This is a genomic window from Pantoea sp. B623 (assembly GCF_024814475.1).
GTDB classification, from domain to species: Bacteria; Pseudomonadota; Gammaproteobacteria; order Enterobacterales; family Enterobacteriaceae; genus Pantoea; species Pantoea ananatis.
Genome location: NZ_JANUXM010000003.1, coordinates 203,186 through 218,285, shown reverse-complemented (window position 1 = coordinate 218,285; position 15,100 = coordinate 203,186). Strand labels below are relative to the sequence as shown.

Here is a 15,100-nt window from a genome sequence, read left to right as displayed (position 1 = left end):
TGAGGGCAAAACTATGGCTGTTGAGACAAAATTTGTAGTGGTCAGAAAAGGTGAAGAGAAGATGACATTTGCCAACAAAAAAGAGGCTGATGCCTACGACAAAATGCTGGATATGGCGGAAGCGTTCACCGACTGGTTGCTGACTCATCAGGCGGAGATGGATGAATCTCAGGCTGAAACACTCGGCCTGTTGCTGGCAGAACAAAAAGACGCCGTGCAGCACATTCTTCGCACCAGTAAACTGCCTCAGTCAACCTCAGGCGGTAGCGCCCCTGAAGCGACGGATGCTGATCATGCGCCGCAAAGTGACAAGAAAGTCCGCGCCGTCAAAGCCGCCTGACCGGGTTATGCTGGAAGCCTGCTTCCAGCATAACCACTCTCGTTTCCTGTCTTTTATCCGTCAATGACCGACTCAGCGTGGGTCTTTTGATCCCTCTCAGCGAATCAAATGCGTCACGGCAAAAGCATAGTGATGAAGGTATCTGGCCATGCACGTCATGCAAAGTACATAACCATGAAACCAGCCTGATTTGTTTAGCATGAATGGGTTCCCGGTTCAGTTATGCCTGGTTAGAAGAGGGCACAGACTGCCATTTAATCCCCGTCTATGTATTGTTTCATATCAATACTATTCAGATCTGTAACGGATTCCTGCGTATTATTATGGCCATGTTCAGGTCAGATCGGTCCGATCGCCTCGGGTCGTCGGATGGGAAATAACTAAAAAAGTGACACTGTCATTTCCGTCGTTACGTGCCTGATGTTTAGCACCCGGTGAGATCTCAATGCCTTGCTGCGCCTGCAGGAGATGGACGATGCCCTCAATTTCCATCGTCAGCTCTCCCTCTAAAACGAAAAAGAACTGGCGAGACTGAACGTGAAAGTGTCGGGTTTCAGCAGTCGCAGGCGGCATATGTTCATGAATAATGCTTAAATCCTGGCGTTTCAGCAGATGCCAGCCATCACAGTTATTTCCCCAAACATAATGTTCTGCGTTGTCTTTCGAAATCATAAATCCTCTTTTTGCCCGCAACGGATAATGTGAGCCGATTCTGGCTTTGATTCATCTTATTAAAGTTAAATTCTGGCGCGCCGATAGTTATTCCAGGGACATGAAAGATTGTATCTGACAGGGTGGTCAATTTAGCCGGTGTATTCCAGGGGAATCAATATGACCACTCAACCCATTAAAAAAACCATGAGTACCCGCACGCAGATGCTTCTTGCGGGCGGCCTGACGATTACGCTTGGGTTTACCGTGACGATTGGTGTTCTGAGCTGGCAGTCGGCAAAAGAACAAAAAACGCTGGCCGAACATTATCTGCAGCAGATCGCTCAAAGTCGCGGGCTGCAAATTCAACAAGAGCTGAGTTATGCCCTTAATATGGCGCACAGCTTAGGCCAAAGTCTGATTGCTCTACCCAAAGCGGGCATTAACGATCGTAAAGTCGCTGACAGAATCATGGAATATTCACTCAGAGCCAATCCTGATTATCTCTCGATGTCTGTGATTTTTGAACCCAACGCGTTTGATGGTCGTGATGCTGAATTTGCAGGTCAGAGCGGACAGCCGCCACAGGGCCGTTATGCCTGGTTTGTTGACCGCGATCAGGCCGGTAATTACGCCATGCATCCGTTACTGTCCTTTTTAACGCCGGGTCAGGGTGATTATTATCTGGTTCCCCAGCAGACAAGAAAAGATACGCTGATTGAGCCCTACAGTTATGCCTACAATGGTATACCAACGTTATTGACCTCTGTAGCCTCACCCATTATCGATCAGGGTAAACTTTACGGCGTGGTGACTTCCGATATCTCCCTTGCCTCACTACAAAAGAAAGTTAACCAGATAAAACCCTGGCAGGACACCGGTTATGCCCTGTTGCTCTCTAACACAGGCAAAGTCGTTTCCTCGCCAGATAAAGATGAGGCGGGCAAAGCGTGGAAGGGGGAAAAAGACAATTTCACCCAGCAAATTGTTGAACATGACGACCCGGTGCTGGGCGGAAAAGCCATGTATACCTGGTATCCGGTCACGGTAGGCAATAGCGATAAGCCCTGGTACGTTGGGATTGTCGCACCGGTCAGCCAGGTGATGGCTGCGGCGAATCGCCAACTCTACTGGGCTATCGGACTGATGCTGGTAAGCATCCTGCTGGTCGGCGCGGTGCTGGGGCTCTTGTTCAATCGCAAAGTCATGCGTCCGCTCGGCGGCGAGCCTGCAGAGGCAGCCAGAATAGCGCTGGCGGTTGCGGAAGGTAAGCTCAGTAACCGCTTTCACGTTGCACCGGGCGACAACAGCAGCCTGTTTTATGCGCTGCATACCATGCAAAGCCAGCTGCAATCTATTGTGGGCCAAATCAAAGATGCCAGCGCGTCGGTGCGAGAAGGGGCTAGCGAGATTGCCAGTGGTAACCTCGATCTGGCATCGCGTACCGAACAGCAGGCGGCTGCGCTGGAGGAGACTGCAGCCAGCATGGAGCAAATCAGCGCAACGGTTCGCCTGAATGCCGATAATGCTCAACAGGCCACGAATCTGACCGAAAATGCCACCTCAATCGCCAGCCGGGGCGAAGCGCTGGTTGGGCAGGTGGTGCAGACCATGTCACAGATTGATGACAGCTCGAAGAAAATTGGTGACATTACTACGATGATCAACAGCATCGCCTTCCAGACGAATATTCTGGCCCTTAACGCTGCGGTTGAGGCGGCGCGCGCTGGCGAGCAGGGACGAGGCTTTGCTGTCGTGGCCTCTGAGGTGCGTAATCTTGCGCAGCGAAGTGCGGGCGCGGTGAAAGATATCGCTGCCCTGATTGAAGAATCGAGCGTTCGGGTTCAAAGCGGCGTGAAACTGGTTAACGAAGCAGGCAAAACGATGCATGAGATGACGCAGGCCGTATCGTCAGTGCAGAGCATCATTGATGAAATCGTCTCTGCCTCTGATGAACAGGCGCGCGGTATCGGTCAGGTCACTGTCGCAGTTAACGAGATGGACGGTACGACACAACAAAACGCCGCACTGGTGCAGCAAATGTCGGCGGCCGCCAGCTCGCTGGAAGATCAGGCGCAGCAGTTGGCGCAAACGGTGGAGCAGTTCCGCTAACGCGCGGTAAACCGCTAAAACACAACCCGCACGGTGCGGGTTGTGTTTTCAGTCATTAACCCGGATAGATACCGCGATCTTTACGTGCCATCAGGATACGTTCGCAGGCCACGATATAGGCTGCGGTACGCAACGAGCACGCTTTCTCTTTGGCTTTTTCCCATACGTGAACCATGGCTTCCGTCATGATCTTGTCTGAGCGTTTATTAATTTCGTCTTCGCTCCAGAAGAAGCTGGCCATATCCTGCACCCATTCGAAGTAACTGACTGTCACACCTCCGGCGTTACAAATCACGTCGGGTACAACAATCACACCGCGGTTTGCCAGAACATCATCAGCATCCGGATAGGTCGGACCGTTAGCGCCTTCGAGCACCAGCTTACAGCTCAGGATCTCAGCACGCTCCCGCGTGATTTGTCCTTCCAGCGCGGCAGGGATCAGAATATCCATTTCCGTATGCCAGAAACGCTCTTTCTCGATGTTTTGTGCACCAGGGAAGCCTGCGATCTGCTTGTTTTCAGTCTGCCATTGTGTCAACGCATCCATATCCATGCCGTCAGCGTTGAACAGCGTTGCAGTGTGATCCTGAATCGCCACAACGCGCGCGCCTGCCTGACTAAACAACCGGGCGGCTTCACTGCCTACGTTACCAAATCCCTGTACAGCGACACGTGCGCCTTCAATCTGGATACCGGCTCGGCCAGCAACCTCACGGCCAGTGACGAACACACCACGGCCGGTCGCTTTTTCACGGCCGAGGGAGCCGCCAAGGTGAATAGGTTTACCTGTCACCACACCCGTCACCGTGGTGCCCAGATTCATGGAGTAGGTATCCATCATCCAGGCCATCACTTTGCCATTGGTGCCGACATCGGGGGCCGGGATATCTTTTTGCGGTCCAATGATGATACCGATCTCGCTGGTATAGCGGCGCGTCAGACGTTCGAGTTCGCCTTCAGACAGTTTAAAAGGATCGACCCGAATCCCACCTTTTGCCCCGCCATAGGGCAGATTGACAGCGGCACACTTGATGGTCATCCAGGCTGAAAGGGCCATGACCTCATTTAAATCGACATCGGGATGATAGCGAATCCCGCCTTTACCCGGACCGCGTGAAAGGTTGTGCTGAACACGATAACCCTCAAAATGACGAATGGAGCCGTCATCCATTTGCAGAGGAATATCAACAATTAATGCACGCTTAGGATGACGTAAAGTATCAATCCAGCGCGTAAGGTCGCCCAGGTAAGGCGCAACGCGATCGATTTGTTGTAGGTAGGTGGACCAGGCTGAAGTACTACTGTCAGACGCGTAAGATAACTTATCCATACAAAACCTTTCTTATCGAAGTTATTTATTGTGTTGAGCCGTGGAATGACGCGCGCTTAAGCGCGCCGACATAATTTATCATTACCAGAGAAAATATGATGTCGACCAGGCGGTCATTATCCCCATGCTATTTCGATTAACGGTGAATAAGAGTGAATAATATTTCGACTTATCTGCCCCGGATGCGGCTGTTTAGTGCATAAATAAGGCATTGTTAGTGCATAAACCAAAAATTTTATGATTTATCAGTTCTTTGAAGGGGGTCAAAAAGTTAATGAATTGTTTCAAAGGATATTGACTTTGTTGCACCCCCATGGTGCATAAATATAAGTAATGCGAAGGTTACTTTCACTTATGCGAAGAGGCTAATGGACAATATCTCACGCTTTTTTCACCGACGGCAGGGCAGAAAATAAGACGTGCCAGCAAAATGCGTTTATTAAAACGGGATGGAACTCAACCGCTAAATTTTTACCCTGAATAAGGAAGACGGCCGTGAGCGGATGAAAAATGCTGCGAACAGCAGTGCATCAGTTTACGCTTTGACCTTCTGAAATCAGCGACAACAGATGGTTAACCGCTTTAGACGCATTATTCCGCCGCCAGGCAAAAGCCACATCGGTAAAAAGCGTATTGTTGGCGATTTCCCGGAAGCAAATCTGCGGATTCTGCACGCACACCATCGATTCCGGTATAAGGGCTATACCGCAACCTGCGCCGACCATACCAAGAGAAGAACTGATTTGCGGAGCCTGCTGAAAAGACGATGAGGAGAAACCCGCGCGCAAACAGGCACTGACAATAAGCTCATACAGGCTGGGTGAAACGTCTCGCGGAAAAATAATTAAGGTCTCCTGCACCAGTTCGCTCAGCGCGATGCTGGGTTTTTGTTGCAGAGGATGCGCAGCAGGCAAAGCCAGCAGCATCCGTTCGGTAGAAATGACGCGCAAATTAAACGATTTGCTGCTTTCGCAGGGAAGACGAAGAAATGCCGCGTCCAGCAATCCCTCCTGGAGATCCTGAATAAGCAATGACATGTTCTCTTCCCGCGTCATCAGTTCCAGGGCGGGATAGCGATCTTTAAATCGCCGAATAATCTCAAAGACGTTGGGATCAAATGCCACCGAACTGGCAAAGCCCAGCGACATTTTGCCCGAGATCCCCCGGGCAACACCTTTCGCCTTTTCCAGCGCATGATCGGCGAGTTGAATGATTTCAATCGCATCCGCCAGAAATGTTTTTCCTGCATCCGTCAGTTCCACACCGCGCGTCAGTCGTTTTAACAGCGGCGTACCGATTTCATGCTCCAGTCGCTGAATTTGCTGACTGAGTGGCGGCTGCGAAATGCCAAGCAGTTCGGCCGCTCGGGTAAAGTGCTGCGTTTGAGCGACAGCAACGAAATAACGTAGATGGCGCAGTTCCATATTAAAAACGTCTCAAAGTTTACAGGTTTTGCTATTGGATTCTGTCCGCAAACAGGGTCACCATTATGTTAACACGGCTTAACAGTTAACCTACGAGGCATCCGATGAGCAATTTTGTAACTGATTGTTCCTGTGAGGATCAACTAAAAGATACCGTCCAAAAGCTGCGAAAAAACATGCCAGAAAGTGTTATGTATCAAACCTCTTTGATGAGTGCGCTGCTGAGTGGTGTTTATGACGGTGAAACCAGGATTGCTGACTTACTGCGCAAAGGTGACTTTGGTCTGGGAACCTTCAATCAGCTGGATGGTGAACTCATTGCGTTCGACAGCAATGTGTATCAGCTGCGCGCCGATGGCAGTGCCCGGCCTGCTGATCCTGACCAGAAAACGCCATTTGCGGTAATGACCTTTTTTCAACCCCAGCATAAACACGTTTTTGAACGCGCGGTTCAGCGCGATGCGCTGCATCAGCTTATCGACAGCGAAATCACCTCCGACAACCAGTTTTGTGCACTGCGTGTAAGCGGACATTTTTCATCCGTCCAGACGCGTACCGTTCCGTGCCAGTGCCGGCCTTACCGATCGATGCCTGAAGTTCTGGGAAACCAGCCCATATTTGAATTCACGCACCGCCATGGCGAGCTTATTGGCTTCCGCACGCCGCAGTACATGCAGGGTATCAACGTCGCGGGATATCACGAACATTTCATCACAGACGACAGAACCGGCGGTGGGCATATCCTGGATTATGTGCTGGAGCAGGGCACGCTGACTTTTGGTGCCATCAGCAAGCTGGTGATCGATTTACCAGAAAACGCCGACTTTCTTAATGCCAACCTGACGCCGGAAAATCTGGATGATGCCATCCGTTCTGTCGAAAGCTAATCACGAGGCCTGAAATATGAAAACTCTCTCTGATACGACGCTCTGGCACTGCGGTGCAGACCTGGTTGTCGCGCAACTTGAAGCGCAAGGCGTCAGCCATGTGTTTGGCATCCCTGGCGCAAAAATTGATAAGGTATTTGATTCCCTACTCGATTCTTCCATTCAGACGATTCCCGTGCGGCATGAGGCGAATGCCGCCTTTATGGCCGCGGCAGTAGGCCGTCTGACGGGTAACGCTGGCGTGGCGCTGGTCACATCCGGCCCGGGCTGCTCAAACCTGGTGACCGGTATGGCTACCGCAACCAGTGAGGGCGACCCGGTGGTGGCTATTGGGGGCGCGGTCAAACGCTCCGACAGCGCCAAGCAGGTTCACCAGAGTCTTGATACCGTATCCATGTTCCGCCCGGTGACAAAATATGCGGTTGAAGTCACCGACTCGTCGGCACTGGCGGAATGTGTATCAAACGCGTTTCGTCACGCTGAACACGGTCGCGGCGGCGGTGCGTTTGTCAGCCTGCCACAGGATATCGTTGATCAGCCGGTCACGGGTAAGGTGCTGAGCCATCACGGCCGCATCACGCTGGGTGCGGCACCGGATGTGATGATTGATGCGGTCAGCCGTGAGATCGCCCACGCAAAAAATCCCGTGATCTTGCTGGGCCTGATGGCAAGCCAGCCTGAGAATAGCGAAGCCATTCACGATCTGTTAAACCGCAGCCATATCCCGGTAACCAGCACGTATCAGGCTGCGGGTGCCGTTCGCCAGGAGCACTTTTCCCGTTTTGCCGGTCGCGTTGGACTTTTCAACAATCAGGCAGGCGACAAGCTGCTGCAACAGGCCGACCTGATTATTACCATCGGCTACAGCCCGGTTGAGTATGAACCTGCCATGTGGAACAGCGGGAATGCCACCTTAATCCACATTGACGTTGTGCCAGCGGAAACGGACAACCGCTATTTGCCAGATGCGGAGCTGGTCGGCAACATCGCCGCCACGCTGCGTAAACTGGCACAAAAGGTCAGCCAGCCGTTACAGCTCAGCAAGGAGGCTGCCAGTATCCTTGAGGACCGTCAGCAGCAGCGGCAGTTACTTGCATTACAGGGCGCGAGCCTGAATCAGTTTGCTCTTCATCCGCTGCGCATCGTGCGTGCGATGCAGGACATTATCAACAGCGACGTCAGCCTCACCGTTGATATGGGCAGCTTCCATATCTGGATTGCCCGCTATCTCTACAGCTTCCGCGCACGCCAAATCATGATTTCTAACGGGCAGCAAACCATGGGCGTGGCCTTGCCTTGGGCGATTGGTGCCTGGCTGGTCGATCCACAGCGTAAAGTCGTCTCGGTTTCAGGAGATGGCGGCTTCCTGCAGTCAAGCATGGAGCTGGAAACCGCCGTCAGGCTCAACGCCAACATTTTGCACATTGTCTGGGTCGATAATGCTTACAACATGGTGGCGATGCAGGAAGAGAAAAAATATCAGCGTGTTTCAGGCGTGAACTTTGGGCCCATTGATTTTAAAGCCTATGCGGAAGCATTCGGTGCGGCGGGATTCGCGGTGAACAGTGCCTCCGAACTGGAACCCACGCTGCGCAAAGCGATGGATGTTCAGGGGCCTGCTGTTGTGGCAGTGCCAGTGGATTACGCCGATAACCACTTGCTGATGGGGCAGCTTCACCTCAGCCAGATACTTTAATTTCAACGGAATAAGGAAACGATGATGAAAATGCGGGTTGCGCTTGTGACAGGTGCGGGTCAGGGCATTGGTGAGGCGATAGCCTTACGTCTGGCAAAAGACGGATTTGCCGTGGCCGTGGCTGATTATAATATTGAAACCGCGTCGCAGGTTGCGGAAAAGATTAAGAATGATGGCGGCCGTGCGTTGGCCATCAAGGTGGATGTAACAAAACGGGATCAGGTATTTAATGCCGTAGAAGAAGCGCGCAGCGTATTGGGTGATTTTAACGTCATTGTGAATAACGCAGGTGTCGCGCCCTCAACGCCCATTGATGAAATCACCGAAGAGGTCATCAACAAGGTTTACGACGTTAATGTCAAAGGCGTGATCTGGGGCATGCAGGCCGCGATAAAAGCATTCGCGTCTGAAGGCCATGGCGGAAAAATTATTAACGCCTGCTCTCAGGCCGGGCATGTCGGCAATCCCGAGCTGGCAGTTTACAGCTCAAGCAAGTTTGCTGTTCGGGGCCTGACACAAACTGCCGCACGGGATCTGGCACCGGCGGGGATCACCGTAAATGGCTTTTGTCCTGGTATTGTTAAAACACCGATGTGGGCGGAGATCGACAGGCAGATTTCCGAAGCGGCAGGCAAACCCGTGGGTTATGGTACTCAGGAGTTTGCGAAAAGAATCACGCTTGGTCGGTTATCAGAACCCGAAGATGTCGCAGCCTGTGTCGCCTTTCTTGCCGGCCCGGATTCTGATTACATCACCGGACAGTCGTTACTGGTAGACGGTGGCATGGTGTTTAGCTAACCGGAAAAATGTCTGGCGCTACGGCGCCAGACTGCCCGGTATTCTGTCACCTCGCATGAGGTAGGCTGAGATCCTGCATGACGTTCTGTGAAAAAATAACGCTGCTTACTTTTTCCCTCATTTCCTGACAATTTTAAGAGCATACCGAGCGTTTCCGGGCTTCCATCGTTCAGTGAAACGGCTAAAATAATGCGTTCATTTGCCAGGGAGTAAGACAGCTATAATGCGTTATCGTAATCTTTTTACCGCACTTGCGGTCGCCACAACATTAGCCGGATGCGCCCGGCATCCCGCCGCCAATCCCCCCGCTGCGGCAGCGGATGATTTTACGACCGGACAGACCCAGATCGATGTTTCACACGTGATTACGCGTGCGGATGACGGTTCACATATTTATCTGACGGTAGATGGTAAAGATGCAGGCGAACTGCCCAATGGTGAAAGCAAAATCCTTCATGTTCCCGCGGGTAAACATGAAGTCGGCGGTTATGTGCGCACGTTGTTTGGCCTGGGGCGGGTAACTATTGATCCCCTTGAAGTGACAACGTCACCTGAAGACGTTAAAAAAGTGGCTTATACCGTGACTCGTAATAAGGCGACCTTTGTTGAACAACCTAAACAGAGCGAACCCCAGCCAGCACAGACGCAGGAACAGGGCTAATCTGTCCTGCTAACGCCAGGTCGTGAATTTCACTGCCTGGCGATCGTTCAGATAGCGTTACGACGGCAGCAGGTTATCTCTCTGCTGACGTCGATCTGCCGTGTAGTGCCCGTGACCTCAGTGCTTTATGGCGTTAATCTCGCCCTTGACGACAGCCGTTGTGCTTTTGATGACACATGAGGCACGATGGCAATTTGGATCACCCATAGCGCCTGTTAATGAATGCCTATAGCCCCAGTTCACTGAGAGAGGGATGATCGTCCGGTCGGCGGCCCTGAGGCCAGTGAAACAGTCGCTGACTGTCGGTAATGGCCACGTCGTTAATGCTGGCATGGCGTTTCACCATGTAGCCATTCTCATCAAATTCCCAGTTCTCATTGCCGTAGGAACGGAACCAGTTTGCCTGGCTGTCATGCCACTCATAGGCAAAGCGCACGGCGATACGATTTGAATGAAAACTCCACAACTCTTTGATCAACCGATACTCTGCTTCCCTTTGCCATTTGTCTCGTAAAAACGCCACAATTTCGGCCCGGCCCGTAATAAACCTATCGCGATTTCGCCATGCGCTGTCGGGAGAATAGGCCAGAGAAACACGTTCGGGATCCCGGCTGTTCCAGGCATCCTCTGCCAGGCGCACTTTCTTTATCGCATCCTGTACATCGTTAAACGGGGGTAAAGGCTGACGTGGTGATTCCATAAGGTCTCCTGAAACGCTGGCAGACTCAGCGGCACTTGAGCATTGGAGTGCCGGCTGATGACATTCATAAACGGGCAGGTTTTAGAGCGAAATGGCGTGAACCTGACAAACGGCGCGAGCCGCTTCTTTACCTTTTTTCACAAAATGCTCGGTATAAAAACGCACGAATTCGTCGGCAGGCTGAAAATTATGCGGCGTCAGTGAAACAGAAAACACGGGAACATTGGTAGCCAGCTGAGCCTGCATGAGTCCACTGACCACGGCCTGGGCCACGAAGTCGTGGCGGTAAATGCCACCATCAACGACCAGGGCCGCACAAACAATGGCGTCAAACTGACCTGTCTGCGCCAGGCGCTGCGCCAGTAAAGGCATCTCAAAGGCACCAGGCACGTCCCAGGTTTTAATTTCGTAAGGCGTGCCGCTGTTTTCCATTTCCTGATTAAAGCCAGCCAGGGTTTGAGAAACAATGTCGCTGTGCCAGTTTGCCTTGATAAAGGCGACTCTTAACGGTTGCATAACTTACTCCAGTAAACGTGACATCCGGTGCACGTGAAATCGCAAAACGATCGCATTCTTCCGAATCAAAAATAAAGCTGTCTGATGAGCAGCACAGTAAATTCGCTCAGCACTTCTTGAATCACCTGGCTACCTGAGCGCCGGAGCCGGATGACGTCTCTTGCTTATGGCCGACATTATAAACTGATGTCAATAATCCGTGCTTATCTTTAATCCGCTTTTACCGCCATCCACCGTTACGGACGGCACCGATCTTGCGCGGATCATCCGCCAGAGCGCTGTCGTGTTTTATCCGTCTGGCCAATGCTCGCTTTTTGCGTAACGCTTTCCATTAATGTATCAGCTTAAAAATAGTACTGGATATTTAAACAGGTAATTGTATAATTATTCCACTGCCCGTTGGGTGTTGTCTGGAATGATTAGGGGGTAAAGCCCATGATGATATCGACAGAAATCTTCAAAGCAACGGATCATGCCATTACGATGACAAGCCGTGAAGTTGCCCAAATGACCGGCAATACGCACGGCGAAGTTAAACGCTTAATTAAAAGTCTTGAAACGGCGCAGCGCCTTTCTCAGCCACTTTCAGTCAATCTCTATGAGCGCGAAGGCCAGACGCGTGAGGAGTTCTGCCTGAATAAACGCGACTCTCTGCTGGCTGTCGCCCGACTTTCGCCGGGTTTTACGGCCGATGCGCTCGATCGCTGGCAGGCCCTTGAAGAGCGTGTTCATCTGCCTGATTTTACGAATCCTGCTGAAGCCGCTCGTGCCTGGGCTGAACAGTTTGAACAGCGACGCGCAGCAGAGAAACAACTGGCCGAATCGGCACCAAAAGCCGCTTTTTTTGACCACTTTGTCAACGTTGAAACGTCTCTGGGTTTCCGCCAGTTGTGCAAAATGCTGAAAGCCAAAGAGCCAGATTTTCGCCAGTTCCTGCTGGAGCGCAATATTATGTTCCGTGACAAGGGAGCCTTGAGGCCCCAGCATTACCATCTGCAGACGGGTTACTTTACACTGCATTCAGGTACGGCGGACAATCAGCATGCTTTCTCGCAGGCTCGCTTTACCGCCAATGGTGTCAGATGGATTGCCAGCCTGTGGGCCGGACATCTGTCTGCTCAACTCAAAGGTGCGGCGGCTTAGCCTCACTTTTAGCGTGAAACAGGCCGCTGACGATGCGGCCTGTTTCAGCCAGCCTTTACCAGCCTTTGATCGCATCACCTTTGTAGACTTCTTCTGCTTTGGCCGCGACTTCCGGAGACTGTAACGCAGACTTCAGCTTTTGGATTTTATCGCTGTCTTTGTTGTCCTGACGTGATACCAAGGCATTGACGTAAGGCGATGAGGCGCTTTCCATAAACAACCCATTGCGACGCGCCGACAGGCCAGCCTGGGCAGAGAAGTTGGTATTTATGATTGAAAGCGTGACATTTGGATCGTCAAGAGTACGGGTTAACTGCGGCGTATCCACCTCAACCAGCTTCAGATGCTTAGGGTTTTCGATGATATCCAGCGAGGTCGGCAAATAGCCCACGCCGTCTTTGAGCTTAATTAAGCCCTGAGCCTGCAACAGTAACAGACTGCGGCCCAGCGTTGTGGCCTCATTAGAAAGGGTAATCGTATCGCCATCTTTGAGTTCGCTGATGTTTTTAATCTTGTGAGAATAGGCAGCGATAGGGAAAACAAAGGTTTTACCGACAACCGCAAATTTGTAGCCACGCTCTTTAGACTGTTCTTCCAAATAGGGGAGGCTCTGAAAGGCGTTGGCATCAACTTCTTTATTGTTCAGCGCTTCGTTTGGCAGTACGTAATCGTTGAAGTTAAGCACTTCAACATCCAGCTGATACTTGTCTTTGGCAATTTTCTGAACTTCCTGCCAGATAGCTTCGTCGGGACCGGTGTTGATCGCCACTTTAACTTTATGATCGTTATCAGGTGAGCAGGCGGACAACAGTAATACGGAACTGGCGATTAGCGCCGTAAATAAACCTTTCATTAGTAGCGATTCCCATCAGTAAAAGATGTCAAAAGCCTAATACAATTTATCCGCCTTGCGTACTGACGCGGCGATATAAGATATAACCATTACTGCATGATTTGTCTAAAAATTCACCGCATGGTCATCAGGCGCTATCCTGGCGTTTTTAACCGCTGGCAGGGTAATTGACGTCGTCGAACACGATCATAGGCTACGTTTAAACACGTTATTCATTTCAGTATTGCCGACGCGAGTCAGGAGAAACCATGTCAGGGAATCATTCAGATAAATCATCAGAGAAAAAAATCGTTGCCGTACAGGTGTTAAAAAGTAGTGAAGCATGGAACGGTCAACACATTGACGCTTATCCGCAGGGTGAACCCGAACTGACCGTGATGCGCCTGACCATTCCGGCTAATTCTTCGTTACCCTGGCATACGCATCCCATGCCGAATGCGTGTTTTATCCTGTCAGGTACGCTTGTAGTTGAGGATAAAGAAACGAGTGAGCAGCAAACCTTTCAGGCTGGCGAAGCGTTAAATGAAACGGTGAACAGCGCACATCGCGGCTTTACGCTGAACACGCCTGCCGAGTTGGTGATTACCTATGCGGGGGTGAAAGGGATGGAGCTGACCGACCCGCTTCCCGGCGAACCTGAGGAGTTCTAGCGTGAGAATGCCTACCGGTACAGTTTCGGGTTAAACACTCGCTGGAGCCAGTCCTTTGCAGATCGCGTGAACGGGGCAGAAAACCTGATTCAGGGTGCGCATTTGGCATCTGGAATACTGTGTAGGGTCATGGCGCCAAAAAAACCAGCCGGTGAAGGCTGGTTTACGTTTGTATGCAACTCTCATTACGCTTTCAGCGAGGCGCCGCCGCAGATAACCAGTTCCTGGCCCGTAATGGCTGCGGCGGGTTCGCTGAGTAGATAACCCACTAGCGAGGCGACTTCTTCTGGTTGAATGAGCCGGCCAATCGGCGGAACCATAGGGGCCGACGACGTACGTTCAGGTCGGGTGAGCATGGGGGTTTCGGTCGCACCAGGCGCAACAACGTTAACAGTGATGTTACGCGGTGCCAGCTCCATTCCCCACGAGCGAACCATGCCAACCAGCGCCGCTTTGGTTGCAGCGTACTGCGAGCGGTTGGCGGCACCTCGCGACGTGCGGCTACCTATAATGACAATCCTGCTGCCAGGCTGCATCATCGGCACAAAGTGGTTCACCAGGACTTCCGCCGCCTGAACGTGCAACGACCACAGGCGCGCGCCGGCAGCGCTATCAAGTTCGCCTAACGGGGCGGCCACCATCATCCCTGCTGCATGTATCAACGCATCCGGGGTACCGAGTGTGCTGATAACCGACTTAAGCTGTTCCGCATCCGTTAAATCCACGGCAACCCAGTTAAGGTTCGGTGAGGCCATCTCTCCCTGGTTTCTGCTAAGTCCCGTCACTTTCCAGCCGTTATTCAGCAGATGATGGGTGATGGCCTGGCCGATACCGGAACTGTATCCCGTGACGATAGCGTGACGCATCTCAGTCTCCTAACATAGATTTTGGCACTTTAAACACCGCTTTGCGGACCGTCATCGGTTCGTTGACCGCGCACAGCGCCTGATGAGGCTCACCGGGCAGAAATACCGCAAAGTCCCCTTTGCGTAGCGTTATGCTCACGGGCCATTCGCGGGGGCGGGTGATGAACAGATCGGGTTTCTTCTCTTCATCATCCGTCTTCGCGACGGACTGCGTACCGGCGTTGATAATCTCTTCGCCTTCCAGCATCACCTGAATATCCGCCCAAAGATGGTGATATTCGGTGTGCCGTAACGCGGCATCTTCGGTAGTGGCCTGCTGAATATTACAAAACCACGCAACATTTTCTGGCTGCCATTTACCGATATCTTTTGCTGCCAGTGCCTCAAACGTGCATGAGGGTAAACGGAGCAGGGCCAGTAAGGGTTCAGGTAATCCTGCCAGGGCCAGGTTGTTCAGGTTTCCAACAATCATC

Annotated in this window: 16 protein-coding genes; 8 read left to right on the top strand and 8 right to left on the bottom strand. The window is 51.8% G+C overall.

Going from position 1 to position 15,100, the window contains the following annotated elements:
- Positions 1-13: 13 nt before the first annotated feature.
- The gene (locus NXS97_RS01590; protein WP_014333057.1) at positions 14-340 is read left to right on the top strand and encodes a YebG family protein; all 327 of its coding nucleotides are present in this window, start codon (positions 14-16) and stop codon (positions 338-340) included.
- A 333-nt stretch (positions 341-673) separates the two neighbouring features.
- Here NXS97_RS01590 and NXS97_RS01585 read toward each other — a convergent pair whose 3' ends face one another.
- A complete protein-coding gene (locus NXS97_RS01585) occupies positions 674-1,012 on the bottom strand; it encodes a cupin domain-containing protein (protein ID WP_019105854.1) in 339 nt (112 codons plus the stop codon).
- A gap of 159 nt (positions 1,013-1,171) precedes the next feature.
- Between NXS97_RS01585 and NXS97_RS01580 the strand changes: the two genes are divergently transcribed.
- A complete protein-coding gene (locus NXS97_RS01580; protein ID WP_116220104.1) occupies positions 1,172-3,103 on the top strand; it encodes a methyl-accepting chemotaxis protein in 1,932 nt (643 codons plus the stop codon).
- Between the two features lie 55 nt (positions 3,104-3,158).
- Here the strand turns inward: NXS97_RS01580 and NXS97_RS01575 are convergent, their stop codons facing one another.
- Together NXS97_RS01575 and NXS97_RS01570 are read right to left on the bottom strand one after the other, a co-directional pair.
- Positions 3,159-4,433 carry a Glu/Leu/Phe/Val dehydrogenase gene (locus tag NXS97_RS01575; RefSeq protein ID WP_013027799.1) on the bottom strand — a complete coding sequence of 425 codons (1,275 nt, stop codon included), beginning with the start codon at positions 4,431-4,433 and terminating at the stop codon, positions 3,159-3,161.
- Between the two features lie 530 nt (positions 4,434-4,963).
- The gene (locus NXS97_RS01570; RefSeq protein WP_014333059.1) at positions 4,964-5,857 is read right to left on the bottom strand and encodes a LysR family transcriptional regulator; all 894 of its coding nucleotides are present in this window, start codon (positions 5,855-5,857) and stop codon (positions 4,964-4,966) included.
- A 104-nt stretch (positions 5,858-5,961) separates the two neighbouring features.
- Here NXS97_RS01570 and budA point away from each other — a divergent pair, with 104 nt between their 5' ends.
- The 4 genes from budA to NXS97_RS01550 all read left to right on the top strand — a co-directional run bounded on the left by budA (position 5,962) and on the right by NXS97_RS01550 (position 9,899).
- Positions 5,962-6,744, top strand: a complete 783-nt coding sequence (budA, locus tag NXS97_RS01565) for an acetolactate decarboxylase (RefSeq protein WP_013027801.1) — start codon at positions 5,962-5,964, stop codon at positions 6,742-6,744.
- Between the two features lie 16 nt (positions 6,745-6,760).
- The gene (gene alsS, locus NXS97_RS01560) at positions 6,761-8,440 is read left to right on the top strand and encodes an acetolactate synthase AlsS (RefSeq protein ID WP_116220105.1); all 1,680 of its coding nucleotides are present in this window, start codon (positions 6,761-6,763) and stop codon (positions 8,438-8,440) included.
- 24 nt (positions 8,441-8,464) lie between these two features.
- Positions 8,465-9,238, top strand: coding sequence for a (S)-acetoin forming diacetyl reductase (locus tag NXS97_RS01555; RefSeq protein ID WP_116220106.1), 774 nt, complete (start codon positions 8,465-8,467; stop codon positions 9,236-9,238).
- A gap of 223 nt (positions 9,239-9,461) precedes the next feature.
- Positions 9,462-9,899 (top strand): hypothetical protein, encoded by a 438-nt coding sequence (locus NXS97_RS01550; protein ID WP_014333063.1) that lies wholly within the window; start codon positions 9,462-9,464, stop codon positions 9,897-9,899.
- 226 nt (positions 9,900-10,125) lie between these two features.
- Here NXS97_RS01550 and NXS97_RS01545 read toward each other — a convergent pair whose 3' ends face one another.
- Complete coding sequence (locus NXS97_RS01545) at positions 10,126-10,599, bottom strand: nuclear transport factor 2 family protein (protein ID WP_014333065.1); 474 nt, start codon at positions 10,597-10,599, stop codon at positions 10,126-10,128.
- 81 nt (positions 10,600-10,680) lie between these two features.
- Positions 10,681-11,115, bottom strand: coding sequence for a 6,7-dimethyl-8-ribityllumazine synthase (locus NXS97_RS01540; protein WP_013027806.1), 435 nt, complete (start codon positions 11,113-11,115; stop codon positions 10,681-10,683).
- Between the two features lie 435 nt (positions 11,116-11,550).
- Here NXS97_RS01540 and NXS97_RS01535 point away from each other — a divergent pair, with 435 nt between their 5' ends.
- Positions 11,551-12,258: a phage antirepressor KilAC domain-containing protein gene (locus tag NXS97_RS01535; RefSeq protein ID WP_116220107.1), complete on the top strand. Its 708-nt coding sequence runs from the start codon at positions 11,551-11,553 to the stop codon at positions 12,256-12,258.
- A gap of 55 nt (positions 12,259-12,313) precedes the next feature.
- Here the strand turns inward: NXS97_RS01535 and NXS97_RS01530 are convergent, their stop codons facing one another.
- Positions 12,314-13,111: a MetQ/NlpA family ABC transporter substrate-binding protein gene (locus NXS97_RS01530; RefSeq protein WP_116220108.1), complete on the bottom strand. Its 798-nt coding sequence runs from the start codon at positions 13,109-13,111 to the stop codon at positions 12,314-12,316.
- Positions 13,112-13,359: 248 nt separating this feature from the next.
- Between NXS97_RS01530 and NXS97_RS01525 the strand changes: the two genes are divergently transcribed.
- Positions 13,360-13,761, top strand: a complete 402-nt coding sequence (locus NXS97_RS01525; protein ID WP_013027809.1) for a cupin domain-containing protein — start codon at positions 13,360-13,362, stop codon at positions 13,759-13,761.
- A gap of 185 nt (positions 13,762-13,946) precedes the next feature.
- Here NXS97_RS01525 and NXS97_RS01520 read toward each other — a convergent pair whose 3' ends face one another.
- Both NXS97_RS01520 and NXS97_RS01515 read right to left on the bottom strand, forming a co-directional pair.
- On the bottom strand, positions 13,947-14,627 hold the full coding sequence (locus NXS97_RS01520; RefSeq protein ID WP_013027810.1) for an SDR family NAD(P)-dependent oxidoreductase: 681 nt from the start codon (positions 14,625-14,627) through the stop codon (positions 13,947-13,949).
- Between the two features lies 1 nt (position 14,628).
- Positions 14,629-15,099 carry a YhcH/YjgK/YiaL family protein gene (locus NXS97_RS01515; RefSeq protein WP_013027811.1) on the bottom strand — a complete coding sequence of 157 codons (471 nt, stop codon included), beginning with the start codon at positions 15,097-15,099 and terminating at the stop codon, positions 14,629-14,631.
- Position 15,100: the final 1 nt, after the last annotated feature.

What these genes read in the sequence shown, in the direction of transcription:
- NXS97_RS01545 (WP_014333065.1), bottom strand. Translation starts at nt 10,599, where the DNA reads ATGGAATCACCACGTCAGCCTTTACCCCCGTTTAACGATGTACAGGAT.
- NXS97_RS01515 (WP_013027811.1), bottom strand. Translation starts at nt 15,099, where the DNA reads ATGATTGTTGGAAACCTGAACAACCTGGCCCTGGCAGGATTACCTGAA.
- NXS97_RS01575 (WP_013027799.1), bottom strand. Translation starts at nt 4,433, where the DNA reads ATGGATAAGTTATCTTACGCGTCTGACAGTAGTACTTCAGCCTGGTCC.
- NXS97_RS01580 (WP_116220104.1), top strand. Translation starts at nt 1,172, where the DNA reads ATGACCACTCAACCCATTAAAAAAACCATGAGTACCCGCACGCAGATG.
- budA (WP_013027801.1), top strand. Translation starts at nt 5,962, where the DNA reads ATGAGCAATTTTGTAACTGATTGTTCCTGTGAGGATCAACTAAAAGAT.
- NXS97_RS01550 (WP_014333063.1), top strand. Translation starts at nt 9,462, where the DNA reads ATGCGTTATCGTAATCTTTTTACCGCACTTGCGGTCGCCACAACATTA.
- NXS97_RS01530 (WP_116220108.1), bottom strand. Translation starts at nt 13,111, where the DNA reads ATGAAAGGTTTATTTACGGCGCTAATCGCCAGTTCCGTATTACTGTTG.
- NXS97_RS01540 (WP_013027806.1), bottom strand. Translation starts at nt 11,115, where the DNA reads ATGCAACCGTTAAGAGTCGCCTTTATCAAGGCAAACTGGCACAGCGAC.
- NXS97_RS01555 (WP_116220106.1), top strand. Translation starts at nt 8,465, where the DNA reads ATGAAAATGCGGGTTGCGCTTGTGACAGGTGCGGGTCAGGGCATTGGT.
- NXS97_RS01520 (WP_013027810.1), bottom strand. Translation starts at nt 14,627, where the DNA reads ATGCGTCACGCTATCGTCACGGGATACAGTTCCGGTATCGGCCAGGCC.
- NXS97_RS01590 (WP_014333057.1), top strand. Translation starts at nt 14, where the DNA reads ATGGCTGTTGAGACAAAATTTGTAGTGGTCAGAAAAGGTGAAGAGAAG.
- NXS97_RS01585 (WP_019105854.1), bottom strand. Translation starts at nt 1,012, where the DNA reads ATGATTTCGAAAGACAACGCAGAACATTATGTTTGGGGAAATAACTGT.
- NXS97_RS01570 (WP_014333059.1), bottom strand. Translation starts at nt 5,857, where the DNA reads ATGGAACTGCGCCATCTACGTTATTTCGTTGCTGTCGCTCAAACGCAG.
- NXS97_RS01535 (WP_116220107.1), top strand. Translation starts at nt 11,551, where the DNA reads ATGATGATATCGACAGAAATCTTCAAAGCAACGGATCATGCCATTACG.
- alsS (WP_116220105.1), top strand. Translation starts at nt 6,761, where the DNA reads ATGAAAACTCTCTCTGATACGACGCTCTGGCACTGCGGTGCAGACCTG.
- NXS97_RS01525 (WP_013027809.1), top strand. Translation starts at nt 13,360, where the DNA reads ATGTCAGGGAATCATTCAGATAAATCATCAGAGAAAAAAATCGTTGCC.